The organism is Candidatus Pelagibacter sp. HIMB1782, from assembly GCF_052047475.1.
Classification (GTDB): domain Bacteria; phylum Pseudomonadota; class Alphaproteobacteria; order Pelagibacterales; family Pelagibacteraceae; genus Pelagibacter.
Window position 1 is genome coordinate 397,810 of the sequence record NZ_JBNAKE010000002.1, and the last position, 25,833, is coordinate 423,642.

Genomic DNA, 25,833 nt, shown 5'->3' on the forward strand with positions numbered 1-25,833 from the left:
TAATAAATATAGATGCAATTATCTTTTACTGAAAAGAAAAACATTAGAAAAAGTTTTGGTAAACTAAAAGAAAGCTTATCAATACCAAATCTTATTGAAGTTCAAAAAAATTCTTACAAAGAATTAACTGAATTCTATGCTGAAACTGAATTAACTAAAGGTTTTGATAGAGTATTTAAAAGTATTTTTCCAATTGAAGATTTAAACGACAAAGCAACTCTTGAATATGTTTCGTACAGATTAGAAAAACCTAAATTTGATGTTGAAGAATGTATAACAAGAGGTTTAACTTATTCTTCAGCTCTTAAATGTACTTTAAGATTAGTTGTTTACGAAATAGATCAAGAGAACAATACTAAAGATATTTTATCAGCAAAAGAACAAGAAGTTTACATGGGCGAAGTCCCTATGATGACTAATAGTGGGACATTTATCACCAATGGTGTTCAACGTGTTGTTGTAAACCAAATGCATAGAAGTCCAGGAGTTTTCTTTGACCATGATAAAGGAAAAACTCATGCAAGTGGAAAATTATTATTTAATTGTAGAGTAATACCTAACAGGGGATCATGGTTAGATTTTGAATATGATGTTAAAGATTTTTTATATTTTAAAATTGATAGAAAGAAAAAAATATTTGCTTCAACGTTACTTTTAGCTTTAGGTTTTTCTAAATCAGAAATTGTTGATGAGTTTTATGATAGTGAGCAATATACTTTTGATCCCAAGACAGAAAAATGGAAAACTAAATTTAATCCTGAGAATTACAAAGCTAAAAATTTTTCTGAAGAAGTAATTGATGCAAAAACTGGTGAAGTAGTAATAAAATTAGGTGATAAAATTAATTTTTTAAATGCTAAAAAATTAGCTAACGACGGACTTAAAGATATATTAGTTTCAAGAGAATCTCTTTTTGGAAAATTCTTACATAGAGATGTTAAAGTAAGCGATGAAGAAGAAGGTACGTTTAAAATTGGTACCGAACTTAATGATACAATTATTCAACAAATACTGGATGCAAATGTTCATTCTTTACAAATATCCGTAACAAATTCCATAAATAAAGGACCTTATTTATTAACAACTGTTTTAGCAGATAAAAATAACTCTAAAGACGAAGCTATAACTGAAATATATAAAATGCTAAGACCTGGTGAGCCACCAACAATAGAGATAGCCACTCAAATATTTAACAATCTTTTCTTTAGCTCAGACAGGTACGATCTGTCTGATGTTGGTAGAGTGAAAATGAATTCAAGACTAAACCAAGAGTGTTCTGATAAAATTACGATCTTAAGAAATGATGACATCATTGCAATTATTCACAAAATGTTAGATTTACGTGATGGTAAGGATGATGTTGATGACATTGATCATTTAGGAAATAGAAGAGTACGTTCTGTAGGTGAGTTAGTTGAAAACCAAGCGAGAATTGGTGTTTACAGAATGGAAAGAGCTATTAAAGAAAAGATGACTACTCTAGATGTTGAGTCTGCTATGCCACAAGATTTAATTAACGCAAAACCACTAACTGTTTCATTGAAAGATTTTTTTGCTAGCTCTCAACTTTCACAGTTTATGGATCAAACGAATCCATTATCTGAAATTACACATAAAAGAAGAGTTTCTGCTCTTGGACCAGGTGGACTAACCAGAGAGAGAGCAGGATTTGAAGTTCGTGACGTTCACCCAACTCATTATGGAAGAATTTGCCCAATTGAGACTCCAGAAGGGCCAAATATCGGCTTGATAAATAGTTTATCAACTTATGCAAAAATAAACAAATATGGCTTTATTGAAAGCCCATATAAAAAAGTAAAAGATGGAGTTGTGCAGGATAAAGTTGAGTATTTATCTGCAATGGAAGAAACCAAATTTACAATTGCTCAAGCAAATACAAAGTTAGATAAAAATGGAAAGATAGTTGAGGAGCTTGTTTCTTGTAGACAAAATTTAAACTTCCTTTTATCAAAACCAGATGCAATTGATTATATCGACGTTTCACCAAAACAACTTGTTTCTGTTGCAGCATCTTTAATACCTTTCTTGGAAAATGATGATGCTAACAGAGCTCTAATGGGTTCTAACATGATGAGACAAGCGGTTCCTCTTTTAAAACCAGAATCTCCATTGGTTGGCACTGGAATTGAAAGTGATGTGGCATTAGACTCTGGTGTAACGATTGTTGCAAAGAGAGATGGAGTTGTTGATAAAATTGATGGTAAGAGAATTGTTATTAAAGTAACAGAAGAAACTGATTTTAGTGAGTCAGGTGTAGATATTTATAACTTACAAAAATTTAAAAGATCAAACCAAAATACATGTATTAACCAAAGACCACTTGTTAGAGTTGGTGATAAAGTTAAATCTGGCGATATCATTGCAGATGGTCCATCAACTAAATTAGGTGAATTAGCACTTGGAAAAAATGTAACAGTAGCATTTATGCCATGGCAAGGTTACAACTTTGAAGACTCAATTTTGATTTCAGAAAGATGTGTAACTGACGATGTATTTACTTCAGTACATATTGAAGAATATGAAATAATGGCAAGAGACACAAAACTTGGAGAAGAAGAAATTACCAGAGATATTCCTAATGTTAATGAAGAAGCTTTAAAAAATCTTGATGAGTCAGGAATAGTTTATATTGGAGCTGAAGTAAACGCTGGCGATATATTGGTTGGAAAAGTTACACCAAAAGGTGATTCAGCATCAGGACCAGAAGAAAAACTATTAAGATCAATCTTTGGAGAGAAAGCTATTGATGTCACAGATACATCTTTAAGAATGTCACGAGGAGCTAGTGGTACGGTTGTTGATGTAAGAGTATTTAATAGACATGGTATTGAAAAAGATGAAAGATCAATAACTATTGAAAGAGCTGAAATTGAACAAGTTCAGCAAGATAAATTAGTAGAGGAAGAAATTTTAGAGAGAAGTATTAAACAAAGAGCTTCACAAATTTTATCAGGATCATCATTAACCAAAAAAGTAAAAGATTTATCTGAAGGAACAAAACTTGATTTTGATGCAATCAATAACCTTTCTATAAATGATGTATTTAAAATAACAGTTGGAAATGTAAACGATGAAGCAACTTTGGCACAACTTAAAGATCAATACAACAAAGCAAAACAAGACATTACAGAAAGATTTGAAGATAAAGTTTTAAAAATTAGAAGTGGTGATGATTTATTACCAAGTGTTATGAAAATGGTAAAAGTTTTTGTAGCTATTAAGAGAAGATTAAGACCAGGTGATAAAATGTCAGGAAGACATGGTAATAAGGGTGTTGTTAGTAAAATAGTGCCAGTTGAAGATATGCCATACAGAGAAGATGGTAGACCAGTTGATATTGTTTTAAATCCTTTAGGTGTTCCAAGTAGGATGAATGTAGGTCAAATTTTAGAAACTCACCTAGGTTGGGCTTGTAAAGAATTTGGTGAACAGATTAAAAATTTAGTTAACGAAAATAATAAAAAGGTCGAAAGAACTGAAAAAATAGAAAAGTTTTTAAAATCAGTTTACGGAGAAGACACTTTCAATGAAAAAGTAGACAAATTAAGTAAGAACGAATTTAAAGATCTTTGTGAAAATTTACAAAATGGTATTGCAATATCAACTCCTGTTTTTGATGGTGCTAAAGAGAAAAATGTAACTGATATGTTAGAGTTAGCGAACTTACCAGGATCTGGACAAACTTATTTATGGGATGGAAGAACTGGAGAAAAATTTGATAGACCAGTTACAGTTGGAATAATTTATATGTTAAAACTTCATCACTTAGTTGAAGATAAAATTCACGCAAGATCTACAGGTCCTTACAGTTTGGTTACACAACAACCTCTTGGTGGTAAAGCACAATTAGGTGGTCAAAGATTTGGAGAAATGGAAGTATGGGCTCTTGAAGCTTACGGAGCTTCTTATACTTTGCAAGAAATTTTGACTGTAAAATCTGATGATGTTGCAGGAAGAGTTAAAGTTTACGAAACTATAGTTAAAGGTGAAGAGAATTTCGAGTCTGGTATTCCAGAGTCATTTAACGTCTTAGTTAAAGAAATTAAATCATTAGCATTAAACGTGGAGCTTAATTAATGAAAAAAGAATTAACTGATTTATTTAAAGGAAGCGAAATTTCAGAAGCGCAAAATTTTAATAGTATTAAAATTTCTTTAGCTAGTCCTGAGAAAATTAAATCTTGGACATTTGGTGAAATTAAAAAACCAGAAACTATAAATTATAGAACATTTAGACCAGAGAAAGATGGTCTATTCTGTGCAAGAATTTTTGGACCAATCAAAGATTACGAATGTTTATGCGGAAAGTATAAACGAATGAAATTTAGAGGTATCATATGTGAAAAATGTGGCGTTGAGGTAACAAAGTCTAATGTAAGAAGAGAGAGAATGGGCCACATTAATCTCGCAACTCCTGTGGCACATATTTGGTTCTTGAAATCATTACCAAGTAGAATTGCACTTGCTGTAGATATGAAGTTGAAAGAGATCGAGAGAGTTCTTTATTTTGAAAACTTTATAGTAATCGAGCCAGGATTAACTGGTTTGCAAAAAAACCAACTCTTAAATGAGGAAGAATTAGCAAAATATCAAGATGAATTTGGAGAAGAAAGCTTTACTGCAGGTATTGGAGCAGAAGCTGTTCTTGAGATGTTAAAAAATCTTGACTTAGAATTAGAAAGAAAAAATCTTGTTAGCTTTATTAAAGAGACTAAATCTAAAGTTAATGAAGAAAGAGCAATTAAGAGATTAAAATTAATAGAGTCATTTATCGAAACTGGTCAAAAACCAGAATGGATGATTATGACTGTGGTTCCTGTTATTCCACCAGAATTAAGACCATTGGTTCCGCTAGATGGTGGTAGATTTGCTACTTCAGATCTTAACGATTTATATAGAAGAGTTATTAACAGAAATAATAGATTAAAAAGATTAATGGATCTTAAAGCTCCAGACATCATTGTTAGAAATGAAAAAAGAATGCTTCAAGAATCTGTTGATGCTCTTTTCGATAATGGAAGAAGAGGTCGTGTTATTACTGGAACAGGTAAAAGACCACTTAAATCTCTTGCAGAAATGCTTAAAGGTAAGCAGGGTAGATTTAGACAAAACTTATTAGGAAAAAGGGTAGATTACTCTGGAAGATCAGTAATTGTTGTCGGTCCAGACTTAAAATTACATGAGTGTGGATTACCAAAAAAAATGGCTTTGGAGTTATTTAAACCATTTTTATACGCAAGATTAAACAAATTAGGTTTAGCATCTACAATTAAACAAGCTAAAAAATTAGTAGAGAAAGAAACTAATGCTGTATGGGATGCATTAGAGTTAATCGTAAGAGAACACCCTGTTTTATTAAACAGAGCACCAACACTTCATAGACTTGGTGTTCAAGCTTTTGAACCAAAATTAATTGAAGGTGATGCAATTGAGCTACACCCTTTAACTTGCGCTGCTTTTAATGCTGACTTTGATGGTGACCAAATGGCTGTTCATGTACCTTTAAGTTTAGAAGCTCAGTTGGAAGCAAGAATATTAATGCTATCAACAAACAACATTTTATCACCTTCAAACGGTAAACCTATTATTGTTCCAAGTCAGGACATGATTTTAGGAATATATTATCTTTCACAGGAACCGGTATCAGATAAACCATCTGGATACTTTACTAATTCTGATCAAATAGAGTTTGCATTATCTTCAGGTGAAATTAACGTTCATAGCACTATTATTTCAAGATATGAAACTGTTGATGAGCAAGGAAATAAGAAAATTGAAAAATACACATCAACTGCAGGAAGATTTTTATTAGCCAACCTATTACCAAAAAATAGCAATATTAAATTTTCATTAGTTGATAGATTGCTACCAAAAAAAGTTGTTTCTGAAATAATTGATGTGGTTTTCAGATTCTGTGGTCAGAAAACGACAGTTATTTTCTGTGATAAACTTAAAGATTTAGGATTTAAGCATGCATTTAAAGCAGGAATTTCATTTGGAAAAGATGATTTAATTATTCCTGAAAATAAAACTCAATTAATTGATGATACTAAAAAATTAATTGCAGATTATGAAACTCAATATGCTGAAGGTTTGATTACAAGAGGCGAGAAATACAACAAGGTTGTCGACGCATGGTCTAAATGTACAGATAAAGTTGCGGGTGAAATGATGAAAAGAATTTCTGCAACTGAAAAAACAGAAGAGGGCTTAAAAATAAATTCAGTATTTATGATGGCTGATAGCGGAGCCAGAGGTTCAGCAGCGCAAATGAAACAATTAGCTGGTATGAGAGGATTAATCGCAAAACCTTCAGGTGAAATTATTGAGAGTCCAATTATCTCTAACTTTAAAGAAGGATTAACAGCTTTAGAGTATTTTAATTCTACACACGGAGCAAGAAAAGGATTAGCAGATACTGCGCTTAAAACAGCAAGCTCTGGATATTTAACAAGAAGATTGTGTGATGTTGCTCAAGATTTAACAGTAACAAAAATTAAATGTGAAGAACCAGGTTTTATTGAACTATCAGAGATCTTAGAAGGTGGTAATGTAGTTGTTAGTTTAGCAGAAAGAGCACTAGGTAGAGTTACAGCTGCTGAAGTAAAAAATCCTTTAAGTGGTGAGGTAATAATCAAAAAGTCTGAAATGATTGACGAGGCAGGCTGTGATAAAATTGATGCAGCAGGTGTTAAATCTATAAAAGTTTATTCAGTAATGACTTGTAGTTCTAAAGAGGGTGTTTGTGCTACTTGTTACGGAAGAGATTTATCTAGAGGTAAAATGGTGCATGTGGGTGAAGCAATTGGTATGATTTCAGCTCAATCAATTGGAGAACCAGGTACGCAGTTAACGATGAGAACATTCCACGTTGGGGGAACAGCTTCGGTTAAACAAGATAACCAAATTATCAGCAAAAGCGATGGAACATTAAAAATTATTAACTCAAATATTTTAGAAGATTCCAAAAAGAATTTAATTGTTATGGGAAGAAATACTCAACTTTCTATTGAGGATGATAAAGGAGTTCAAATAGCAGTTTATAAAGTTGCTTATGGATCAAGATTATTTTTTAATAATGGAGATAAAGTTAAAGCAAATACAAAAATTTGTGAATGGGATCCATATACAACTCCTGTTATTGCTGAAAAGAGTGGTATTGCAAGTTATGTTGATTTAATAGATGGTGTTTCAATTCAAGAAACTACTGATGATGCAACTGGTATATCATCAAAATCTGTAATTGATTGGAGAGGTCAATCTAAGAGTACAGATTTAAAACCAAGAATTACTTTAAGAGATGAAAAAGGAAATGTAATTAAAAAAGCAGATGACAATGAAGCTAGATATTACTTAGTACCAGATTCGATTTTATCAATTAAAGATGGTCAAAAAGTTTATGCTGGCGATGTTATTGCAAGATTGCCTAAAGAAACTACGAAAACCAAAGATATTACTGGAGGTCTTCCAAGAGTAGCTGAACTTTTTGAAGCTAGAAAAGCTAAGGACAGTGCTATTATTGCTGAAAACGATGGAAGTGTTGTTTTTGGAAAAGAAGTTAGAGGTAAACAAAGAATTTCGATTGTTCCTGAAGACGGATCAGAACCATCAAATTATTTAATCCCAAAAGGAAAACACATTAACTTTAATCCTGGTGAAAAAATTCAAAAAGGTGAATATCTTTTAGATGGACAGCCATTACCGCATGATATTTTAAGAATTTTAGGTATTAAAGAATTAACAGAATATTTTGTTAATCAAGTTCAAGAAGTATATCGATTACAAGGTGTAATTATTAATGATAAACATATTGAAACAATTCTAAGACAAATGCTTAAGAAAGTTGAAGTTAAGGTATCTGGAGATTCAAGCTATTTGCCGGGTGAAGTAGTTGATAGAATCAAGTTTGATAATACTAATGAAAAATTAGTTGCTGAAGGCAAAACTCCTGCAGTTGGAGAAAGAGTTTTGATGGGTATTACTAAAGCTTCACTTCAAACAGAATCATTCATTTCTGCTGCATCTTTCCAAGAGACAACAAGAGTATTAACAGACGCTGCAATTAAAGGGAAAGTTGATCCATTAAACGGTTTAAAAGAGAACGTAATAGTTGGAAGATTAGTTCCTGCTGGAACGGGTAATATCAAGAACAGATGGAACAACAAGGCCTTAGAAGATGATAATAGCTTCTTAGCAGAACAAGATAAACTTGAAGCTTCTGAGCCTGAAGAAACACAGGTAAATCAATAAAAAAATCACCTAAAAATTGCAGTTTTAGTTTGACAATAGCTGATTAATAAGTATTTTGGCGATGTTTTTGGTTGGAATGTAGTGCTCTTGAGGTACTAAACGCTGCCACAAAATAACCTGTCAGTTATTTTCATCTCAAAAATAAATTAATTAATTTTAAAAAAAAATTATGCCAACTATTAATCAGTTGTTAAGAAAAAAAAGAGTTAAACAAGTTTCTAGGAACAAAGTTCCTGCTTTACAGAAGCAACCTTTGAAAAGAGGTGTTTGTGTTAAAGTTTATACAACCACTCCAAAAAAACCAAACTCTGCATTGAGAAAAGTTGCTAGAGTTAGATTGTCAAACGGTTTTGAAGTAACTGCTTATATTCCAGGCGAAGGTCATAACTTACAAGAACACTCAGTAGTACTAATTAGAGGTGGAAGGGTTAAAGATTTACCTGGTGTTAGATATCATATCTTAAGAGGAAATTTAGATACACAAGGTGTTGCAAATAGAAAACAGAGAAGATCTTTATACGGAACAAAAAAAGGTAAATAATGTCTAGAAAAAAAACTCAACCCAAAAAAAATGTAGTTCCTGATCCAAAATTTAATTCAACTATAATTCCAAAATTAATAAATAACATTATGTATGATGGCAAAAGAGGCATTGCTGCAAAAATAGTTTATGAAGCAATAGAAAAAATTAAAACAAAAACTAAAGATGAACCTATAAATATTTTCAATGAAGCAATTAACAACATTAAACCAACTGTAGAGGTTAGATCACGAAGAGTAGGTGGTGCAACATACCAAGTGCCTGTTGAGGTAAAAAGTAAAAGAGCCCAAGCGCTTGCAATAAGATGGTTAGTTGATTCAGCTAGAAAAAGAAAAGACAAACACATGGCAGATAAAATTTTTAACGAACTGTATGATGCTTATGAAAAAAAAGGTGCTGCAGTAAAAAAACGAGAGGATGTTCATAAAATGGCAGAGTCTAATAAGGCATTTGCTCATTTTAGATGGTAAAAAATTATGGCTAGAACTCATACATTAGATAAATATAGAAACATTGGGATCATGGCCCACATAGACGCTGGTAAAACAACTACTACAGAAAGAATTTTATATTATACAGGAAAAAGTCATAAAATTGGTGAAGTACATGATGGTGCTGCAACAATGGATTGGATGGAGCAAGAACAAGAGAGAGGTATCACAATTACTTCTGCAGCAACAACTTGTTTCTGGAATGACCACAGAGTTAATATAATTGATACTCCGGGCCACGTCGATTTTACAATTGAAGTAGAAAGATCTTTAAAAGTACTAGATGGTGCTGTGGCTGTATTTGATGGAGTTGCTGGTGTAGAGCCTCAATCTGAGACAGTATGGAGACAGGCAGACAAATACAAAGTTCCGAGAATTTGTTTTGTAAATAAACTTGATAGAACTGGTGCTGATTTCTTTAGATGTGTTGATATGATCAGAGATAGATTGGGTGCCAAACCATTAGTTTTACAAGTACCTATTGGAATTGAAGCTTCATTAACTGGTGTTGTTGATCTAGTTAAAATGAAAGCCCAAGTATGGAAAAATGAAGCACTAGGTGCAGAGTGGGAATATAAAGATATACCTGATGATTTAAAAGAAATTTCAGAAAAATACAGAACCGAACTAATTGAGTCTGCAGTTGAGCAAGACGAAAAGTTAATGGAAGCGTATTTAAACGGCGATGAAATTAAAGAGGAAGATTTAGTTAAATGTATCAGAAAAGGAACTTTAAATTTTAGCTTTGTTCCTGTTTTAACTGGTTCAGCTTTTAAAAATAAAGGTGTTCAACCTTTATTAGATGCTGTTATTAATTACCTTCCAAGTCCAGTAGATATTGGGTCTATTAAGGGAACTAAAGTTGGTTCAGATGATGAAATTGAAATGAAGTTTGAGGATGGATCATCTTTTTCAGGTTTAGCATTTAAAGTTGCAAATGATCCTTTTGTTGGTTCATTAACATTTGTTAGAATTTATTCTGGTACAATTAAATCTGGTACAGCTGTGTACAATTCTTCATCAGATAAAGAAGAAAGAGTTGGTCGTATGCTTTTAATGCATGCAAACTCTAGAGAAGATATTAAAGAAGCAAATGCAGGTGATATTGTTTCTTTGGCAGGTTTAAAAAATACTATGACAGGTCATACTTTGTGTGACAAAGAAAATCCTGTTTTATTAGAGCCAATGGAATTCCCTGAACCAGTAATTGAAATTGCTGTTGAGCCTAAAACAAAAGGTGACCAAGAAAAAATGGGTGAAGCTTTAGCAAGATTAGCTAAAGAAGATCCATCATTTAGAGTATCATCTGACGAGGAATCTGGTCAAACAATCATTAAAGGTATGGGTGAGTTACACTTAGATATTATTGTTGATCGTATGAAAAGAGAATTTAAAGTTGAAGCAAATGTTGGAGCTCCACAAGTTGCTTACAGGGAGACAATAGAAAAATCAGCTGAATTTGAATATATACATAAAAAACAAAGTGGTGGCGCTGGTCAATTCGCTAAAGTAAAATTATTTGTTGAACCTCAAGAACCAGGTAAGGGTAGAGAGGTTGAAAGTGCCATTAAAGGTGGAGCTATTCCAAAAGAATTTATCCCAGGTGTTGAAAAAGGTATTGAGACAGTTTCTGATAGTGGAATATTAGCAGGTTTTCCTATGATTGATTACAAAGTAACGATTGTTGATGGTTTGCATCATGATGTAGACTCAAGTGTTCTAGCATTTGAACTTGCCAGCAGAGCATGCTTTAAAGAAGCTTGCACTCAAGGTGGATTAAAGCTTTTAGAGCCCATTATGAGAGTGGAAGTTGTTACTCCAGAAGATTATATGGGTGATGTAATTGGTGACCTAAACAGTAGAAGAGGCCAAATTAGCACTCAAGAGCAAAGAGGTAATGCAACTGTAATCACGGCAATGGTTCCTTTAGCAAATATGTTTGGCTACATAAACAATCTAAGATCAATGTCTCAAGGAAGAGCGCAATATTCAATGTTCTTTGATCATTATTCTAAAGTTCCACAAAACGTTCAAGATGAAGTAACTAAAAAGGTAGCAGGTTAATGGAAAAACAAAATATTAGAATTAAACTAAGAGCATACGATAATAAAGTTTTGGATGCTTCTACCGAAGAAATAGTTAATACAGTTAAAAGAACTGGAGCTACTATAAAAGGTCCAATACCACTTCCTACTAGAATTGAAAGATATACAGTTTTAAGATCTCCACACATTGATAAAAAAAGTAGAGAGCAATTTGAGTCTAGAACTCACAAAAGATTAATAGATATTATAGAACCAACACCACAAACAGTAGAAGCTTTAATGAAATTAGACTTAGCTTCAGGTGTAGATGTGGAGATAAAAATTTAATTATGAGCGAGATAGCTTTATTAGGTAAGAAAATTGGCATGACTAGAGAATTTTATAAATCCGGTCAGTTGGTGCCTGTTACAGTTCTTAAAGTTGAAAAAGCTAGAGTTATTCAAGTAATTGAAGAAGAAAAAAGAGGTTACAAAGCTGTTCAACTTGGATATGGAAAAATTAAAAATTCAAAATTAACAAAAGCAATGAAAGGTGTTTTTGCAAAGAAAAACACTGAAGCTAAGAAAAAATTAAAAGAATTTAGAGTAAACGATACTTCTGCTTACAAAGAAGGAAATGAATTTGGTTTAGAAATTTTCAAAGATATAAAATTTGTAGACACAAGATCAAAAACGATTGGTAAAGGTTTTGCTGGTGCAATGAAGAGACATAATTTTGGAGGCTTAAGAGCTAGCCACGGTGTTTCTATTTCTCATAGAGCTCATGGTTCAACAGGACATAGTCAAGATCCAGGTAAAGTTTTTAAAGGAAAAAAAATGGCTGGTCATATGGGTGATAAGTTAAGAACAATGCAAAATATCGAAATAATAAAAACAGATTTAGAGAATGAGTTACTTTATTTAAAGGGATCCATTCCAGGATCAAAAAATGCTGAAGTGATGGTTAAAAAATCTGTAAAAAATATAAACAAAATGACAATCAGTGAAAAGCAAGCTGCTGCTGAGGAAGCAAAAAAAACACCAGATAAAAAGAAAAAATAATGAAATTAGATAAAATTAGCATAGACGGAAAAAAAGATACTATTGAAGTCTTAGATAAAATATTTTCTGCAAAAATTAATCAAAAGTTAGTTGCTAGTGTTTTATACAAAACAAATGCCAACTACAAAGGTAGACACGCTAAAACTAAGCAACAAAATGAAGTAAAAGGTCCAACATCAAAAATTTATGCACAAAAAGGAACTGGTGGAGCAAGACACGCTAGTAGAAAAGCTCCTATTTTTGTTGGTGGTGGTATAGCTCATGGTCCAAAAGGTGAATTAGCTTACAAAAAAAGAAAGTTAAATAAAAATGAGAAGAAACAAAGTGTAGCTTCTTTAATTACTGAAAAAAATAATAATAAGAACTTATTAATTTTAAATGATTTTAATTCTGAAATTAAAAAAACAAAAGAAATGAATTCAATAATTAATAAACTAGAGATTTCTAATTCATTAATTATACTTGATAAAAACTCTAAAGATAAGATAGAAAAATCTGTAAGAAATATTCCTAACGTAAAAGTTACTGACGTAAATCATTTTAGTGCTTACGATATTATAAAATTTAAGAAAGTAGTTTTTACTGAAAGCTCAGTAAAGGAATTGGAGAAAAGGTATTCTTAATATGGATAAAATTCATTTATACGACAAAATTCTTTTTCCAGTTGTTACTGAGAAATCAACAAATCTATCAGAATTGAACAAAATTACTTTTAAGGTTCCTGATGGTGCTAATAAAAAAAACCTAAAAAAAAATATTGAAAAAATTTTTAAAGTTAATGTCACTAAAATTAACATCATCAATAAACAAAATAGAACTAAACTCACTAGAGGTAAAAAAGTGAAAGTTTCAGGATACAAAAAAGCAATTATAACTCTAAAAAAAGGTCAAAGCATTGATCTAACAACAGGAATTTAAGAAAATGGCATTAAAAACTTTTAAACCATACACAAAATCTACCAGAGGTACTATTTTAGTAGATAGATCAGGTCTATGGAAAGGCAAACCTTTTAAAACTCTTGTTTCTCCAAAAAATGCTATGAAGGGTCGAAATAATAATGGACACATCACTTCAATTAACAGAGCAGGTGGTCATAAGAAGATGTATAGACATGTTGATTTTTATAGAAAAAAATTTGACATGGAGGCTACTGTTGAAAGAATAGAATATGATCCGAATAGATCTTGCTACATAATGTTGGTTAAATTTGAAGATGGAACACATTCGTATTTTTTAGCTCCTCAAAAAATTAAAGTCGGAGATAAGATTGAGAGTGGATCGAAAAAAGAAATTAAAATTGGAAATTGCATGCCGTTACAAGATATACCTGTTGGTATCAATATTCATAACGTTGAAATTCAACCAGGTGGTGGAGGTAAAATAGCTAGAGCCGCTGGTTCTTCAGTTACAATTAGTGGATTAGATGGAAATTATAGTTTAATTAAATTAGCGTCAGGTGAAGTACGTAAAATAGACTCTAGAGCTTTAGCTACTATTGGAATTTTAAGTAATCCTGATCAAAAAAATATTAAAATTGGAAAAGCTGGTAGATCAAGATGGTTAGGAAGAAGACCTCATACTAGAGGTGTTGTTAAAAATCCAGTTGATCACCCACATGGAGGTGGTGAAGGTAAGTCAGCAGGAGGAAGGCATCCAGTGTCTCCAACAGGACAATCAGCAAAAGGTTTAAAAACTAGAGATAATAAGAGAACTGATAAATTTATAGTTAAGAGAAGAAATAAAAGGAAGGATACTAAGTAATGGCTAGAGCTGTGTGGAAAGGACCATTTGTTGAAGAAAGCTTGATGAAAAAAGTAGACAAGTACAAAGATGATCCGAAGAAAATTCCAATTAAAACTTGGTCTAGAAAATCTACTATTCTTCCAGATTTTGTAGGGGTAGCTTTTCAAATATATAATGGTAAAAAATTTATTCCAATAACAGTATCAGAGGATATGGTTGGTCATAAATTAGGAGAGTTTGCTCCAACAAGAACTTTTTTTGGACACACACCAGCCGATAAGAAAGCTAAACCAGCAGAGAAAAAATAATTATGGGAAAGAAAAAGAAAATTGATAAAAACAACAATAAGACTGTAAAGTCTATAAACAATGGAATTAGATCTAGCGTAAGAAAGATTAATCCAATTCTAAAAAGTATTGTTGGTAAAAAGGTTGATGTAGCTATTAGAGACCTGCAGTTTTCAGAAAAAAGAGTTACAAGAGATATTAGAAAGACCATTAGCTCAGCTGTTGCAAACGCTGAAAATAACTTTCAATATGATATTGACAATTTAATTGTCAAAGAAGCGTATTGTGGAAAAAAAATTGTTATGAAAAGATTTAGACCAAGAGCAAAAGGTAGAGCGGCACCAATTTTAAAACCTTGGTCAACAGTAACTATAATTTTATCAGAGGCAAAACAAATGGAGAAACATGGGACAAAAGGTTAATCCTGTAGGTTTTAGATTAGGTGTAAACAGAGGTTGGGACTCTGTTTGGTATGCTAAGAAAAAAGATTTTGGCAACTATCTAATTGAAGATTTTAAAATAAGAGAATACATCAAGAAGAATGTAATTAATTCAGGTGTATCTAAAGTGATGATAGAGAGAACATCAAACAAATGTTATGTTACAATTTACACATCTAGACCTGGATTTGTAATTGGTAAAAAAGGTAGTGATATTGATAAAATTAAAAATAACTTATCAAAATTTACGACAAATGAAGTCAACTTAAATATCAAAGAGGTTAAAAAACCTGAAACAAATGCATATTTAGTTGCTGAAAACATTGCACAACAGTTAGTAAAAAGGATTTCATACAGAAGAGCCATGAAAAGAGCTATGCAATCATGTATTAGACTAGGTGCAAAAGGCATTAAAGTTTCGGTAAGTGGAAGATTAGGTGGTAATGAGATCGCTAGAACTGAATGGTTAAGAGATGGTAGTATACCATCACACACTTTAAGAGCAGATATAGATTATGCAGAAGCGGAAGCTCTTACAACATATGGAATTATTGGAATTAAGGTTTGGATCTATAAAGGTGAAGTTTTTGCAAGAGAATTTAGCCAGGAAACAAACAAGGTCACTCCAAAGGAAGGTAAACAATAATGCTTCAGCCAGTAAGAACTAAATGGAGAAAAGCTCATAAAGGAAGAATTCATGGTAATGCTACTAGAGCAAGTACTATTAATTACGGTGCATATGCCTTGAAGGCATTACAGCCTGAAAGAGTTACTGGAAAACAAATTGAAGCTGCTAGGGTTGCTTTAACTAGACATATGAAAAGACAAGGCAGAGTATGGACAAGAGTTTTTCCAAATATTCCAGTTTCTAAAAAACCAATAGAAGTTAGAATGGGTAAAGGAAAAGGATCACCAGAATATTTTGCTTGTAGAGTAAAACCTGGAAGAATTTTATTTGAAGTTGATGGTGTTTCTGAACAAATTGCCAAAGAGGCACTTTACAAAGCTTCAGCAAAGCTACCAATAAAAACAAAGACAATAAAGAGATTTGCATAAATGAAAAAACAAGAAATTAAAAAATTAAGCAAAGATGAAGTTATCAAAAATATTGATAAGCTTAAAAAAGACTTATTTAATTTTCGATTTCAAAAAATGAATTCTCAAATAACTAATCCTGCAAAAATTGGAGAAACAAGAAAAACAATTGCAAGGTTGAAAACAATTTTAAAAGGAAAATCAAATGCCTAAAAAAATATTAACAGGAGTGGTGATAAGCGATAAACCTAATAAAACAATTACAGTTATGGTAGAGAGAAAATATTCACACCCTGTATTGAAAAAAGTCATTAGAGTCAGAAAAAATTACAATGCTCATGATGAAAATAATACATTTAAAACAGGTGATAAAGTTTCAATTATTGAAAGCAAACCATTTTCAAAAAATAAAAAATTTCAAGTTATGGAGAATAATAAATAATGATTGGTGTACAGACAGAATTACAAGTTGCTGACAACACTGGTGCAAAAAGAATAGAGTGCATCAAAGTATTAGGTGGATCTAAGAGAAGATATGCCAGCATTGGAGATACAATTGTAATTGCTGTGAAAGAGGCTATCCCTAAGGGCAAAGTAAAGAAAGGAACCGTTCATAAAGCTGTAGTAGTAAGAGTTAAAAAAGGAATTCATAGAAACGATGGATCAAAAGTAAAATTTGATAATAATGCAGCAGTATTAGTTGACGATAAGGGCGAACCAGTTGGTACTAGAATATTTGGCCCTGTTACTAGAGAATTAAGAAGTAGAGGGCAAATGAAAATAATTTCACTAGCGCCGGAGGTTTTATAAGATGATTAAAAAAGGTCTAAAAGTAAGAGTGCTAACTGGAAAAGACAAAAAAAAAGAGGGTGAAGTTATCGAAATCGACAGAGCAAATAATAGAGCCAAAGTAAAAGAAATTAATATGGTTAAAAAACACGTTAAAACAACAAAAGAGAAAAAAGGTGGTATTTTTTCAAAAGAAGGTTTTATTCATTTATCAAATTTAAAATTAATAGATGAAAAAGCAGAAAAGAAAAAAGAGGCTAAGAAATAATGACTCCAAGATTAAAAGAAATTTTTAATAAAGAAATACAACCAGCTTTAAAAGACCAATTTGGCTTTAAAAATATTTACATGGCGCCAAGAATTGAAAAAATTGTTTTAAATATGGGTCTTGGTTTAGATGGTTCAGACTCTAAAATTCTTAAATCGTGTGAAGAGGATATGGCTAAGATAACAGGCCAAAAACCTGTAACTACAAAATTCAAAAAATCTGTAGCTAATTTTAAGACAAGAAAAGGATCTAATGCAGGCTTAAAAGTAACTTTAAGAAAAAATAAAATGTATGAATTTTTAGATAGATTAGTAAATATTGCTCTTCCTAGAATTAAAGATTTTAGAGGATTATCACCAAAAGGTTTTGACAAATTCGGAAATTATACTTTTGGCATAAAGGAACACATCATTTTTCCAGAAGTTAGTTTTGATAGAGCTGATAAAGTTAGAGGCTTAGATATCGTTATTGTTATAAAAGCTATTAACAAAGAGCACAGCTTTGCATTGTTAGAAAAAATGAATTTTCCGTTTATTAAAAAAGGAGACAATTAAAAATGGCTAAACTTAGTGCTGTAAATAAAAACAAAAAAAGAATTAAACTTTCAGACAAGATGTTCAAGAAAAGACAAAATTTAAAAAAAATAATAATGGATAAAAAACTTCCATTAGAGGAAAGATTTAAGGCGCAGCAGAAATTATCAAAATTGCCAAGAAATTCAGCTAAAACAAGAGTGATGAATAGATGTGAGATAACAGGTAGACCACATGGTGTTTATAGAAAATTGAAAATATCAAGAATTGCTCTTCGACAATTAGGTTTACAAGGAAAAATACCTGGCTTAGTTAAGTCGAGCTGGTAGGAAGGAAAATTATGAGTTTAAGTGACCCAATAGGAGATATGATAGCTAGAGTTAAGAACGCTCAAGCAAGAAATCATAAAAAAGTAGATCTGCCATCATCAAACTTTAAATCAAAAATTGCAGATATACTAAAAAATGAAGGTTTTATAAAAGATTTTAAAATTAGTTCAGATGATAATAAACCAACATTGTCTTTAGAACTTAAATATCATTCTGGTAACCCAGTAATTAGTGCATTTGAAAGAGTTTCTAAACCAGGAAGAAGAATTTTTTCTAGTGCTGAAGGTTTACCCAAAATTAATAACGGTCTAGGTATTGCAATAGTTTCTACACCAAAAGGTGTAATGACTGATATTGACGCCAGAAAACAACGTGTTGGTGGTGAAATTATTTGTAAGGTATTTTAATGTCTAAAATTGGAAAAATAAATATATCAATCCCAGAAAAGGTTAAAGTTGCTTTAGCTGGCAACATTATAAATATAGAAGGGCCACTAGGAAAGAAATCAATAAATATTGATTTAGATATGTTTAATTTGGATATCAAAGAAGGAAAAGAGATTTCAATTAAACCAAAAAAAATTGACCAAAATTCAAAAAGACTTTGGGGTATGAACAGAAGTTTAATTAATAATGCCGTGATTGGCTCGAGTACTGGCTACGAAAAAGTGTTAGAGCTTGTAGGTGTTGGATATAGAGCGGCATTAAAAGGAAATCAACTAAATTTACAATTAGGCTACAGTCATGATATTGATTTTGACATTCCAGAAGGAATTAAAATTGCTGTAGAAAAACAAACTACACTTAAGATCACTGGATCTGACAAACAATTAGTTGGTGAAGTTGCATCAAAAATTAAAACATTTAGAAAAATTGAGCCATATAAGGGTAAAGGTGTTAGAGAAAAAGGCCAATATGTTCTTAAAAAAGAAGGTAAGAAAAAATAATGAAACTAAACACTAGTATTAGAAAAAGATTTAGAGTTAGCAACAAAGTAAAAAAAGTTGCTCCAAAAGATAGATTTAGATTAAGTATTTCAAGATCTGCCAAAAATATTTCAGCTCAAATCATTGATGATACAAAAAAAGTAACTTTGTTATCAGCTTCATCCATTGAGAAAGATGTAAAATCATCTGATAAAATTAACAAAACAGAGCTTTCAAAATTAGTTGCCCAAAAGCTTGCAAAAAAAGCTCAGGAAAAAAATATTACAAAAATTTATTTTGATAGAGGATCTTATAAATATCACGGTAGAATTAAAGCATTTGCAGAGACGTTAAGAGAAAATGGGATGGAATTTTAATTATGGAAAATAACAAAGACAAAAAAACAGACGATATTTTAGAAAAGTTAGTTCATATCAACAGAATTACAAAAGTTGTAAAAGGTGGAAGAAGATTTGGTTTTTCAGCTCTTGTAGTGGTAGGGAATCAGGCTGGAAAAATTGGAATAGCACACGCGAAGGCAAAACAAGTTCCAGATGCAATTAAAAAAGCTAATGAAATGGCGAGAAGAAAATTAACACATATACCTTTGAGAGAAGGAAGAACAATTCATCATGATGTAAAAGCTAAAGATGGCTCTGGTAGAATAGTTTTAAGAGCAGCATCAAAAGGTACAGGTATTATTGCAGGTGGTCCAGTTAGAGCAGTATGCGAGGTATTGGGGGTAAAAGATATTGTTGCTAAATCAATGGGCACATCAAATGCACACAATGTGATTAGAGCTACTATGAAAGCTTTAATGAAACAAAATTCACCAAAACAAATTTCAGCAATAAGAAATAAAAAAATATCAGAAATTATTGAAAAAAGAGGATAATGATTACATTAAATACAAGACAGAAAATTAATAAACCTAAAATTAGAGTAGGAAGAGGTATTGGTTCTGGAAAAGGTAAGACATCTGGGAGAGGTGTTAAAGGTCAAAAATCTAGATCTGGTGTTGCAATAAAAAGTTTTGAAGGTGGTCAAATGCCTTTATACAGAAGATTACCTAAAAGAGGTTTTAATCCAATTTCAAGAGAAAACATTGCAATTTTAAACTTGGAAAAAATTCAGTCTTATATTGATAAAAAAAATATTAATCCAAATGAAGTGCTTAATTCTTCATCTCTAAAAAAATTAAAATTAATAAACAAAAACTCTACAAAATTAAAAATATTAGGTACTGGAGAGTTAAAAGATAAAATTAATATTGAGGCTGACTTGGCATCAAAATCAGCAATAGAAAAACTAGAAAAAATTGGTGGATCTATTCAATTAAAAAAATAATTTGTTTAAATGAGCGCATCATCTTCAACAAATGATCTAAGAAATAGAATAATTTTTACCATAGCAATCCTTGCGGTATATAGATTTGGTACGTTTGTTCCTTTACCAGGAATTGACCCAGAACAATTAAAAATCATGATGGACGGTAATCAAAAAGGGTTACTTGGTATGTTCAATGTTTTTGCTGGAGGTGCCGTCAGTAGAATGGCAATTTTTGCTCTTGGTATAATGCCATACATATCATCAGCTATTATAGTTCAGTTGTTAACAGGGGTTTCTGATTATTTTAAGAATTTAAAGGCTCAGGGAGAAACTGGCAGAGCAAAGATTACTCAAATTACAAGATATGGAACAGTTTTACTCGCTACAGTTCAAGGTTATGGTTTATCGGTAGGCTTAGAGTCTTCTGCTGATTTAGTAATTAATCCAGGAGCATTTTTTAAAATTACAACAGTAACAACTATTGTTGCTGGTACAATTTTTCTTATGTGGTTAGGAGAACAAATCACTCAAAGAGGAATTGGAAATGGAATTTCTTTAATTATTTTTGCAGGTATCGTTGCTGAAATACCTAGAGCTTTAGTTACAACTTTTGAATTAGGCAGAACAGGTGCCATATCAACTTTCATGATCTTAGCAATTTTTGTTCTTTTAATATTAACTATTTTATTTGTTGTTTTTATGGAGAGAGCTTTAAGAAAAATTCTTATCAATTATCCTAAAAGACAAATGGGAAACAAAATGTACGGTGGAGAGTCTTCTCATTTGCCACTGAAAATTAATCAAGCAGGAGTAATACCAGCAATTTTTGCCTCTGCTTTATTATTGTTACCAGTTACTTTTTCTAATTTTTCTTTTTCGAACAATGAAACTTTTTTAAATTTAAGTTCTTATTTCACTCAAGGTCAGCCTTTGTACATGTTGCTATATGCATCTGGTATAATATTTTTCACATTTTTCTATACTTCAATTACATTTAACCCAACTGAAACTGCAGAAAACTTAAGAAAATATGGTGGCTTTGTACCAGGAATTAGACCTGGTGAGAGTACAGCATTATATATTGAAAATATTTTAACTAAACTTACTACAATAGGTGCTCTATATTTGACACTTGTATGTTTAATGCCAGAATTTTTAATAGCTAATTACCCAATTCCTTTTTATTTGGGTGGTGCATCTATTCTTATTGTTGTTGTTGTAGCCATTGATACTGTAACTCAAATTCAAACAAGATTAATGAGCTCTCAATACGAACAATTAATTAAGAAAACTAAATTTGGAAAGTAAGTGAATATAGTTTTGTTTGGACCGCCTGGTGCTGGTAAAGGTACTCAAGCTAAATATTTAGTAAAGAAATTAAATTCCTTTCAAATCTCAACTGGTGAACTTTTAAGAGAAGAAATATATAAAAATTCAGACATTGGTAAGACAATAACTAATGACATGAAAAATGGTAAATTTGTAAGTGATGAAATTGTAAATAAACTTATTGAAAATTTAGTTTCTGACTCTCAAAAAAAAAACAGATTAATATTTGATGGATACCCTAGATCTTTGAGCCAAGCAAAAAATTTAGATATCTTACTCGAGGCATCAAATCAAAAAATAGATTTAATTTTGTATCTTAAAGTTGATAAAGATACAGTGGTAAAAAGACTAGAGAAAAGAAAAATTATTGAAAATAGATCAGACGATGAAACAAGTACTATTCTAAAACGTTTTGATACATACATGAACACAACAGAGCCAGTGCTTAATTACTACTCAGAGAATCCTAAATTTAAGGAAATTGATGGAAGCTTAGAAATAGACGAAATAACAAGGAAAATAGACACTTTTATAAATGTTTAAGAAGTTGACTTTGATTAATCTTCTTATATAAAAGGCACAATTTATCACAAAAATTATGGCTCGTATCGCAGGTATAAACATTCCACAAAATAAACTTGTCCACATTGGACTGACATATATTTATGGAATTGGAGATAAATTCTCACAACAAATTTGTTCTTCTCTAGAAATTCCAAGAGCCAAAAGAGTGAATGAGTTAACGGATGATGAAATTTTAAAAATAAGAGAATACATCGATCAAAATTTTAAAGTCGAAGGAGATCTTAGAAGAGATTATTCTTTAAGTATTAAAAGATTGATAGATCTTGCATGTTATAGAGGAACAAGACATAGAAAAAAATTACCTGTAAGAGGTCAAAGAACAAGATGTAATGCAAGAACAAGAAAAGGAAAAGCAATCGCTATTGCAGGGAAGAAATTAACACCAACTAAAAAATAATAATGGCAAAAACAGAAAAAACTGACAATAAAGATCAGAAGGTAGAAAAATCTTCTAAAAAAAGTGCAAAGAGCACCTATTCAAAAAAGAAAAAGATAAAAAAGAATATTTTAAATGGAATTGCTTATGTGCAGTCAACATTTAATAACACAATAATTTCAATTGCTGATACAAATGGAAATGTAATATCCTGGGCATCTGCTGGACAGAAAGGATTTAAAGGATCAAGAAAATCTACACCTTATGCAGCTCAAATAGCAGCGGACTCCGCAGCATCAAAAGCATTAGAGTATGGAATGAAAACTTTATCTGTTGAGGTAAAAGGGCCTGGCTCAGGAAGAGAAACAGCATTAAGAGCTTTACAAGCAAGAGGTTTTAAAATTTTGTCAATTAAAGACACAACACCGATGCCTCATAACGGAACTAGACCACCAAAAAAAAGGAGAGTTTAATGGAAGTAGAAAACGTTAATGTTAAAAATTGGAAATCTTTGATTAAACCATCTAAATTAGATGTTCAAATTAGTGATGACTTAACACATGCTAAGATTATAGCTGAGCCTTTAGAAAAAGGTTACGGATTAACTTTAGGAAACTCCTTAAGAAGAATTTTGCTTTCTTCAATCAGAGGAGCTGCAGTTACTTCGATACAAATAGATGGTGTTCTACATGAATTTACATCAATTAAAGGTGTAAGAGAGGATGTAACGGACATAGTATTAAATGTTAAATCACTAGCTTTAAAATGTAATTCTGAAGGTACAAAAAAATTAGTTTTAGACGCAAAAGGTCCGGGTGAAATAAAAGCTTCAGACATTGCTCCTGTGACGGATGTAGAAATATTAAATCCTGAGTTAGTAATTTGTAACTTAGATGAAAACACTACTTTTCACATGGAAATGAATGTAAACACTGGAAAAGGTTATGTTCCAGCTGAACTAAATAAACCAGAGGAGCCACCACTAGGTTTAATTGCCATTGACTCTTTGTATAGTCCTGTAAAAAAAGTTTCTTATTCTGTTAGCACAGCAAGAGAGGGTAAGGCTCTTGATTATGATAAATTAACAATGGAAGTAGAGACTAACGGTTCAATATCTGCCGAAGATGCTGTAGCGTATTCAGCTAGAATTTTTCAAGACCAGTTGAAAATGTTTGTTAATTTTGATGAGCCAGTTGAAGCTCCAATAAAAGAAGTTTCATCTGAACCTGAGTTTAATAAGAATTTATTAAGAAAAGTTGATGAATTAGAGCTATCAGTTAGATCAATGAATTGCTTAAAAAATGACAACATAATTTATATTGGTGATTTGGTTCAAAAATCTGAGGGTGAAATGTTAAGAACACCAAATTTTGGAAGAAAATCTTTAAATGAAATTAAAGAAGTTTTAACTGGAATGTCTCTGTATTTAGGTATGGAAATACCAAACTGGCCGCCAGATAATATTGCAGAAATGTCTAAAAAATTAGAGGAAGCAATTTAATGAGACACGGCTTAGCCAACAAAAAGTTAAATAGAACTTCTGAGCATAGAAAAGCTCTGTTAAAGAATATGTTAAATTCTTTAATAAAATATGAACAGATTAAAACTACATTGCCAAAAGCAAAGTTTTTAAGACCTCAAGCTGACAAAATTATTACCTTAGGTAAAAAAGATACACTGCAAACAACTAAGATGCTCATGTCTCAACTGCAGGATATTAAATCAGCTAATAAAGTAAAAAAAACTCTTTCTAAAAGATATTCAAATAGAAAAGGTGGTTATACTAGAATTATTAAGGCAGGTTTTAGATATGGTGATAATGCTCCGATGGCAATTATAGAATTTGTAGATAGAGATGTTGAAGCAAAAAGAGTAGATAAGAAGAAAAAAGATACGTCAAAAGAAGCTCCAAAAACAGAAGAAAATAATCAAGCTATAGCTTAAATCCTAAGTCATGAACAAATCATACATCGTTGATTCAACGTGTAATGATATGCGTTTTGATAGATGGATGAGATTAAATATTGGAAAAATACCTCAAGGTTTAATTGAAAAATATCTTAGGACAGGAAAAATTAAAATTAACAAAAAAAAAGTTAAAAGTTCTCACAAAATAAAAAAAGGAGACAAGATAAATATATTTAATATTGAATTTAAAGAAAGAGTAGAACAAAAAAAAATAAAATTTTTACCAACTAAAGAAATAATAAAATCAAACGAAGATCAAATAATTGATGATAATGATAATTTTGTTGTATTAAATAAAGCATCAGGAATATCAGTACAAGGTGGTACAAAATCTAAAAAAAACTTAGTTGATATTTTTGCAAAGAGTGAAATTTTTAAAGGAACAAAACCTTATTCTGTTCATAGATTAGACAAAGATACATCTGGCGTATTTATAATGGCAAAAAATAGAGAGAGTGCGCAGCTACTAACATCATTATTCAGATTAAGAAAAGTACATAAAACTTATCTTGCCATATGCCAAGGAGAAATTAATAAAAACACTGGTGTTTGGGATGAGGACTTAATAAGATATGATGGTGATAAAAAGTTAGTAGAAAAAGCAAAAACTATATTCAAAGTAATAGATAAAAATTCTGAAGCATCTTTATTAGAGTTAAAACCAATAACTGGAAGAAAACATCAGTTACGTAAACAGCTTTTTGCAATTGGAAATCCTATATTTGGTGATAAGAAATATAAACTATCTAAGTCAGATAAAGGTATAAATAAAAATCTTATGCTGCACTCTTATCAAATTAAATTTAAAATAAATGATATGAAGCACACTTATTCAGCTTTATTGCCGGAATATTTTAAAAAGTTGTTAAAATCAAAAAGACTTAGTTTTTCAAATTTGAAATAAAATTTTCAATAATTTCATTATTCAATTTAGAATAATCTTGATTTAAAATTTTTTTTAAATTTGTAACACCTTTATCTGAAATTCCACAAGGTACTATTTTTTTATAATTTTCTAAGTCGTTATCTACATTTATTGCAAATCCATGATATGCAATCCATTTTCTTACTCTAATGCCTATTGCAGCAATTTTTTGAATTTCATTTTTGTCTTTATACCATATTCCAATATTTTCTTTATCAGGAAATGTTTCAATATTATATTTTTTTAAACTTTGAATAATTGTATTTTCAATAGTTGTAATAAATTTTCTAATGTCTTTTTTCTCTCTTAGATCAATTACAAAATAACAAATTAATTGACCTGGTCCATGATACGTAATTTTTCCACCTCTGTTTGTTTTTAATAGATCAATTGATTTATCAATTATTTCATTTTCTTTATATGATGTACCTGCAGTAAAAATTTCAGGATGCTCTAAAATCCAAATTAATTCTTTTTCTTTATCAGCTGCAATATTTTTTAATCTAGACTCTAATAGATCAATTGCCTCAAAATAATTTACCGGTTTTATTGACTTTTTGATCTCTATATCCATTTAAAATTTG

33 protein-coding genes are annotated in these 25,833 nt (G+C 31.0%); 32 read left to right on the forward strand and 1 reads right to left on the reverse strand.

The window, feature by feature from the left end:
- The first annotated feature begins 12 nt into the window (after positions 1-12).
- The 32 genes from rpoB to ACTTAO_RS06855 all read left to right on the forward strand — a co-directional run bounded on the left by rpoB (position 13) and on the right by ACTTAO_RS06855 (position 25,228).
- Positions 13-4,098: a DNA-directed RNA polymerase subunit beta gene (gene rpoB, locus ACTTAO_RS06700; protein ID WP_440691571.1), complete on the forward strand. Its 4,086-nt coding sequence runs from the start codon at positions 13-15 to the stop codon at positions 4,096-4,098.
- A complete protein-coding gene (gene rpoC / locus ACTTAO_RS06705; RefSeq protein WP_440648603.1) occupies positions 4,098-8,270 on the forward strand; it encodes a DNA-directed RNA polymerase subunit beta' in 4,173 nt (1,390 codons plus the stop codon). Before rpoB ends, rpoC begins: the two co-directional genes overlap by 1 nt.
- 169 nt (positions 8,271-8,439) lie before the next feature.
- Positions 8,440-8,811 (forward strand): 30S ribosomal protein S12, encoded by a 372-nt coding sequence (gene rpsL, locus ACTTAO_RS06710; RefSeq protein WP_075506813.1) that lies wholly within the window; start codon positions 8,440-8,442, stop codon positions 8,809-8,811.
- Complete coding sequence (gene rpsG / locus ACTTAO_RS06715; RefSeq protein ID WP_075506812.1) at positions 8,811-9,281, forward strand: 30S ribosomal protein S7; 471 nt, start codon at positions 8,811-8,813, stop codon at positions 9,279-9,281. The genes rpsL and rpsG overlap by 1 nt, the downstream gene beginning before the upstream one ends.
- 6 nt (positions 9,282-9,287) lie before the next feature.
- Positions 9,288-11,366, forward strand: coding sequence for an elongation factor G (gene fusA / locus ACTTAO_RS06720; protein ID WP_440648601.1), 2,079 nt, complete (start codon positions 9,288-9,290; stop codon positions 11,364-11,366).
- Positions 11,366-11,674 carry a 30S ribosomal protein S10 gene (gene rpsJ / locus ACTTAO_RS06725; protein WP_023853699.1) on the forward strand — a complete coding sequence of 103 codons (309 nt, stop codon included), beginning with the start codon at positions 11,366-11,368 and terminating at the stop codon, positions 11,672-11,674. Before fusA ends, rpsJ begins: the two co-directional genes overlap by 1 nt.
- Before the next feature lie 2 nt (positions 11,675-11,676).
- A complete protein-coding gene (gene rplC, locus ACTTAO_RS06730; protein WP_440614291.1) occupies positions 11,677-12,387 on the forward strand; it encodes a 50S ribosomal protein L3 in 711 nt (236 codons plus the stop codon).
- On the forward strand, positions 12,387-13,010 hold the full coding sequence (gene rplD, locus ACTTAO_RS06735) for a 50S ribosomal protein L4 (protein ID WP_262589100.1): 624 nt from the start codon (positions 12,387-12,389) through the stop codon (positions 13,008-13,010). The genes rplC and rplD overlap by 1 nt, the downstream gene beginning before the upstream one ends.
- A gap of 1 nt (position 13,011) precedes the next feature.
- Positions 13,012-13,305, forward strand: a complete 294-nt coding sequence (gene rplW / locus ACTTAO_RS06740) for a 50S ribosomal protein L23 (protein ID WP_262589101.1) — start codon at positions 13,012-13,014, stop codon at positions 13,303-13,305.
- A 4-nt stretch (positions 13,306-13,309) separates the two neighbouring features.
- Entirely contained in the window at positions 13,310-14,149 is an 840-nt protein-coding gene (gene rplB / locus ACTTAO_RS06745) for a 50S ribosomal protein L2 (protein ID WP_440691573.1), read from the forward strand.
- Positions 14,149-14,439, forward strand: a complete 291-nt coding sequence (gene rpsS, locus ACTTAO_RS06750) for a 30S ribosomal protein S19 (RefSeq protein WP_075506806.1) — start codon at positions 14,149-14,151, stop codon at positions 14,437-14,439. Before rplB ends, rpsS begins: the two co-directional genes overlap by 1 nt.
- 2 nt (positions 14,440-14,441) lie before the next feature.
- Positions 14,442-14,840, forward strand: a complete 399-nt coding sequence (rplV, locus tag ACTTAO_RS06755; protein WP_440614293.1) for a 50S ribosomal protein L22 — start codon at positions 14,442-14,444, stop codon at positions 14,838-14,840.
- Entirely contained in the window at positions 14,824-15,504 is a 681-nt protein-coding gene (rpsC, locus tag ACTTAO_RS06760) for a 30S ribosomal protein S3 (protein WP_075506804.1), read from the forward strand. The genes rplV and rpsC overlap by 17 nt, the downstream gene beginning before the upstream one ends.
- On the forward strand, positions 15,504-15,914 hold the full coding sequence (gene rplP / locus ACTTAO_RS06765; RefSeq protein ID WP_075506803.1) for a 50S ribosomal protein L16: 411 nt from the start codon (positions 15,504-15,506) through the stop codon (positions 15,912-15,914). The genes rpsC and rplP overlap by 1 nt, the downstream gene beginning before the upstream one ends.
- The gene (rpmC, locus tag ACTTAO_RS06770; RefSeq protein WP_075506802.1) at positions 15,915-16,106 is read left to right on the forward strand and encodes a 50S ribosomal protein L29; all 192 of its coding nucleotides are present in this window, start codon (positions 15,915-15,917) and stop codon (positions 16,104-16,106) included.
- Positions 16,099-16,335: a 30S ribosomal protein S17 gene (gene rpsQ, locus ACTTAO_RS06775; RefSeq protein ID WP_428080011.1), complete on the forward strand. Its 237-nt coding sequence runs from the start codon at positions 16,099-16,101 to the stop codon at positions 16,333-16,335. The genes rpmC and rpsQ overlap by 8 nt, the downstream gene beginning before the upstream one ends.
- Positions 16,335-16,703 (forward strand): 50S ribosomal protein L14, encoded by a 369-nt coding sequence (rplN, locus tag ACTTAO_RS06780; RefSeq protein WP_008544079.1) that lies wholly within the window; start codon positions 16,335-16,337, stop codon positions 16,701-16,703. The genes rpsQ and rplN overlap by 1 nt, the downstream gene beginning before the upstream one ends.
- Position 16,704: 1 nt before the next feature.
- A complete protein-coding gene (gene rplX, locus ACTTAO_RS06785) occupies positions 16,705-16,950 on the forward strand; it encodes a 50S ribosomal protein L24 (RefSeq protein WP_262589105.1) in 246 nt (81 codons plus the stop codon).
- Positions 16,950-17,504 carry a 50S ribosomal protein L5 gene (rplE, locus tag ACTTAO_RS06790; RefSeq protein WP_262589106.1) on the forward strand — a complete coding sequence of 185 codons (555 nt, stop codon included), beginning with the start codon at positions 16,950-16,952 and terminating at the stop codon, positions 17,502-17,504. Before rplX ends, rplE begins: the two co-directional genes overlap by 1 nt.
- A 2-nt stretch (positions 17,505-17,506) precedes the next feature.
- Positions 17,507-17,812 (forward strand): 30S ribosomal protein S14, encoded by a 306-nt coding sequence (rpsN, locus tag ACTTAO_RS06795; RefSeq protein WP_075506797.1) that lies wholly within the window; start codon positions 17,507-17,509, stop codon positions 17,810-17,812.
- An 11-nt stretch (positions 17,813-17,823) separates the two neighbouring features.
- A complete protein-coding gene (gene rpsH / locus ACTTAO_RS06800; RefSeq protein ID WP_440691575.1) occupies positions 17,824-18,219 on the forward strand; it encodes a 30S ribosomal protein S8 in 396 nt (131 codons plus the stop codon).
- Positions 18,219-18,758, forward strand: a complete 540-nt coding sequence (gene rplF, locus ACTTAO_RS06805) for a 50S ribosomal protein L6 (protein ID WP_262589108.1) — start codon at positions 18,219-18,221, stop codon at positions 18,756-18,758. The genes rpsH and rplF overlap by 1 nt, the downstream gene beginning before the upstream one ends.
- Complete coding sequence (gene rplR / locus ACTTAO_RS06810; RefSeq protein ID WP_440691576.1) at positions 18,758-19,114, forward strand: 50S ribosomal protein L18; 357 nt, start codon at positions 18,758-18,760, stop codon at positions 19,112-19,114. The genes rplF and rplR overlap by 1 nt, the downstream gene beginning before the upstream one ends.
- Positions 19,115-19,116: 2 nt before the next feature.
- On the forward strand, positions 19,117-19,632 hold the full coding sequence (rpsE, locus tag ACTTAO_RS06815) for a 30S ribosomal protein S5 (RefSeq protein ID WP_075506793.1): 516 nt from the start codon (positions 19,117-19,119) through the stop codon (positions 19,630-19,632).
- Entirely contained in the window at positions 19,632-20,084 is a 453-nt protein-coding gene (gene rplO, locus ACTTAO_RS06820; RefSeq protein ID WP_075506792.1) for a 50S ribosomal protein L15, read from the forward strand. The genes rpsE and rplO overlap by 1 nt, the downstream gene beginning before the upstream one ends.
- Before the next feature lie 9 nt (positions 20,085-20,093).
- Positions 20,094-21,374 (forward strand): preprotein translocase subunit SecY, encoded by a 1,281-nt coding sequence (gene secY / locus ACTTAO_RS06825; RefSeq protein ID WP_440691578.1) that lies wholly within the window; start codon positions 20,094-20,096, stop codon positions 21,372-21,374.
- Positions 21,375-21,938: an adenylate kinase gene (locus ACTTAO_RS06830; protein WP_440691580.1), complete on the forward strand. Its 564-nt coding sequence runs from the start codon at positions 21,375-21,377 to the stop codon at positions 21,936-21,938. It begins immediately after the preceding gene.
- Between the two features lie 55 nt (positions 21,939-21,993).
- Complete coding sequence (gene rpsM, locus ACTTAO_RS06835; RefSeq protein WP_075506789.1) at positions 21,994-22,377, forward strand: 30S ribosomal protein S13; 384 nt, start codon at positions 21,994-21,996, stop codon at positions 22,375-22,377.
- 2 nt (positions 22,378-22,379) lie between these two features.
- On the forward strand, positions 22,380-22,829 hold the full coding sequence (gene rpsK, locus ACTTAO_RS06840) for a 30S ribosomal protein S11 (RefSeq protein ID WP_440691582.1): 450 nt from the start codon (positions 22,380-22,382) through the stop codon (positions 22,827-22,829).
- Entirely contained in the window at positions 22,829-23,857 is a 1,029-nt protein-coding gene (locus tag ACTTAO_RS06845; protein ID WP_440648591.1) for a DNA-directed RNA polymerase subunit alpha, read from the forward strand. The genes rpsK and ACTTAO_RS06845 overlap by 1 nt, the downstream gene beginning before the upstream one ends.
- Positions 23,857-24,300 (forward strand): 50S ribosomal protein L17, encoded by a 444-nt coding sequence (rplQ, locus tag ACTTAO_RS06850; RefSeq protein WP_440691584.1) that lies wholly within the window; start codon positions 23,857-23,859, stop codon positions 24,298-24,300. The genes ACTTAO_RS06845 and rplQ overlap by 1 nt, the downstream gene beginning before the upstream one ends.
- 10 nt (positions 24,301-24,310) lie before the next feature.
- A complete protein-coding gene (locus tag ACTTAO_RS06855; protein ID WP_440691586.1) occupies positions 24,311-25,228 on the forward strand; it encodes an RluA family pseudouridine synthase in 918 nt (305 codons plus the stop codon).
- Here the strand turns inward: ACTTAO_RS06855 and lipB are convergent.
- The gene (lipB, locus tag ACTTAO_RS06860) at positions 25,206-25,823 is read right to left on the reverse strand and encodes a lipoyl(octanoyl) transferase LipB (protein WP_440691588.1); all 618 of its coding nucleotides are present in this window, start codon (positions 25,821-25,823) and stop codon (positions 25,206-25,208) included. The two genes, ACTTAO_RS06855 and lipB, sit on opposite strands and share 23 nt — an antisense overlap.
- Positions 25,824-25,833 lie beyond the last annotated feature (10 nt).

Coding starts and splice junctions, on each gene's coding strand:
- rpoB (WP_440691571.1), top strand. CDS start 13: ATGCAATTATCTTTTACTGAAAAGAAAAACATTAGAAAAAGTTTTGGT.
- rpoC (WP_440648603.1), top strand. CDS start 4,098: ATGAAAAAAGAATTAACTGATTTATTTAAAGGAAGCGAAATTTCAGAA.
- rpsL (WP_075506813.1), top strand. CDS start 8,440: ATGCCAACTATTAATCAGTTGTTAAGAAAAAAAAGAGTTAAACAAGTT.
- rpsG (WP_075506812.1), top strand. CDS start 8,811: ATGTCTAGAAAAAAAACTCAACCCAAAAAAAATGTAGTTCCTGATCCA.
- fusA (WP_440648601.1), top strand. CDS start 9,288: ATGGCTAGAACTCATACATTAGATAAATATAGAAACATTGGGATCATG.
- rpsJ (WP_023853699.1), top strand. CDS start 11,366: ATGGAAAAACAAAATATTAGAATTAAACTAAGAGCATACGATAATAAA.
- rplC (WP_440614291.1), top strand. CDS start 11,677: ATGAGCGAGATAGCTTTATTAGGTAAGAAAATTGGCATGACTAGAGAA.
- rplD (WP_262589100.1), top strand. CDS start 12,387: ATGAAATTAGATAAAATTAGCATAGACGGAAAAAAAGATACTATTGAA.
- rplW (WP_262589101.1), top strand. CDS start 13,012: ATGGATAAAATTCATTTATACGACAAAATTCTTTTTCCAGTTGTTACT.
- rplB (WP_440691573.1), top strand. CDS start 13,310: ATGGCATTAAAAACTTTTAAACCATACACAAAATCTACCAGAGGTACT.
- rpsS (WP_075506806.1), top strand. CDS start 14,149: ATGGCTAGAGCTGTGTGGAAAGGACCATTTGTTGAAGAAAGCTTGATG.
- rplV (WP_440614293.1), top strand. CDS start 14,442: ATGGGAAAGAAAAAGAAAATTGATAAAAACAACAATAAGACTGTAAAG.
- rpsC (WP_075506804.1), top strand. CDS start 14,824: ATGGGACAAAAGGTTAATCCTGTAGGTTTTAGATTAGGTGTAAACAGA.
- rplP (WP_075506803.1), top strand. CDS start 15,504: ATGCTTCAGCCAGTAAGAACTAAATGGAGAAAAGCTCATAAAGGAAGA.
- rpmC (WP_075506802.1), top strand. CDS start 15,915: ATGAAAAAACAAGAAATTAAAAAATTAAGCAAAGATGAAGTTATCAAA.
- rpsQ (WP_428080011.1), top strand. CDS start 16,099: ATGCCTAAAAAAATATTAACAGGAGTGGTGATAAGCGATAAACCTAAT.
- rplN (WP_008544079.1), top strand. CDS start 16,335: ATGATTGGTGTACAGACAGAATTACAAGTTGCTGACAACACTGGTGCA.
- rplX (WP_262589105.1), top strand. CDS start 16,705: ATGATTAAAAAAGGTCTAAAAGTAAGAGTGCTAACTGGAAAAGACAAA.
- rplE (WP_262589106.1), top strand. CDS start 16,950: ATGACTCCAAGATTAAAAGAAATTTTTAATAAAGAAATACAACCAGCT.
- rpsN (WP_075506797.1), top strand. CDS start 17,507: ATGGCTAAACTTAGTGCTGTAAATAAAAACAAAAAAAGAATTAAACTT.
- rpsH (WP_440691575.1), top strand. CDS start 17,824: ATGAGTTTAAGTGACCCAATAGGAGATATGATAGCTAGAGTTAAGAAC.
- rplF (WP_262589108.1), top strand. CDS start 18,219: ATGTCTAAAATTGGAAAAATAAATATATCAATCCCAGAAAAGGTTAAA.
- rplR (WP_440691576.1), top strand. CDS start 18,758: ATGAAACTAAACACTAGTATTAGAAAAAGATTTAGAGTTAGCAACAAA.
- rpsE (WP_075506793.1), top strand. CDS start 19,117: ATGGAAAATAACAAAGACAAAAAAACAGACGATATTTTAGAAAAGTTA.
- rplO (WP_075506792.1), top strand. CDS start 19,632: ATGATTACATTAAATACAAGACAGAAAATTAATAAACCTAAAATTAGA.
- secY (WP_440691578.1), top strand. CDS start 20,094: ATGAGCGCATCATCTTCAACAAATGATCTAAGAAATAGAATAATTTTT.
- rpsM (WP_075506789.1), top strand. CDS start 21,994: ATGGCTCGTATCGCAGGTATAAACATTCCACAAAATAAACTTGTCCAC.
- rpsK (WP_440691582.1), top strand. CDS start 22,380: ATGGCAAAAACAGAAAAAACTGACAATAAAGATCAGAAGGTAGAAAAA.
- ACTTAO_RS06845 (WP_440648591.1), top strand. CDS start 22,829: ATGGAAGTAGAAAACGTTAATGTTAAAAATTGGAAATCTTTGATTAAA.
- rplQ (WP_440691584.1), top strand. CDS start 23,857: ATGAGACACGGCTTAGCCAACAAAAAGTTAAATAGAACTTCTGAGCAT.
- ACTTAO_RS06855 (WP_440691586.1), top strand. CDS start 24,311: ATGAACAAATCATACATCGTTGATTCAACGTGTAATGATATGCGTTTT.
- lipB (WP_440691588.1), bottom strand. CDS start 25,823: ATGGATATAGAGATCAAAAAGTCAATAAAACCGGTAAATTATTTTGAG.